The sequence below is a fragment of the Aerococcus sp. L_32 genome, from assembly GCF_050689315.1.
This window is the reverse complement of sequence record NZ_JBOEQF010000947.1, coordinates 1-719: the sequence shown is the minus strand read 5'-3', so window position 1 is coordinate 719 and position 719 is coordinate 1. Positions and strand designations below refer to the sequence as shown.

Sequence of the window (719 nt, the reverse complement as noted above, 5' to 3'; positions counted from 1 at the left end):
GGCTGGTCCATTTGACCGGGAAATTTTCTTGGTATATTCAAACTTAGCGATATCATCGTCGGGGCCTAAAACGTCCGTTACAAATTCTCTTAATGCGCCTGGCCTTTGCGGGAAATTCACTACAAAGTATTGTTTGGTTCCAGAATAGATCAAAGCTTTCTCCTCAATTTCCGCCATGCGGTTGATGTCGTTATTCCCACCAGAAATGATGCAGACAACTGTTTTGCCAACAAGGTCTTCGGCCATATTATCTAGGGCAGATACGGTCAAGGCACCTGAAGGTTCGGCTACGATGGCTTGCTTGGTGTACAAGTCAATAATTGTCCCCGCAATCTTACCTTCTTCGACTGTTTCAATGCGGTCAATATTGTCTTTCGCGTATTGGAAGGTGATGTCCCCTACCTTACCAACTGCTGTACCATCCGCGAATTTGTTCACTTTCTCAAGTGCTGTCGGCTGACCTTGGTCAAGGGCCAGTTTCATGGACGCTGCACCGGCTGGTTCAACGCCAACAATTTTGGTTTCAGGCATGGCTTCACGGACATATGCAGAAACACCAGAGATCAATCCACCCCCACCGATAGGCACTAAGACATAGTCTGCAGTTTCCCCGTCGGCAGTTAGGCTGTGGTGGATTTCAACAGCTAGTGACCCCTGGCCAGCGATGACATTTTCATCATCGTAAGGTTCAATAAAAGTCATCTGGTGTTTAGCACCAG

The 719-nt window shown here is 47.4% G+C and carries 1 protein-coding gene; it reads right to left on the bottom strand.

Going from position 1 to position 719, the window contains the following annotated elements:
- Positions 1 to 719 (bottom strand): pyridoxal-phosphate dependent enzyme (locus ACRCJ0_RS17530; RefSeq protein WP_431391433.1); only part of this gene is annotated, 719 nt, incomplete at both ends.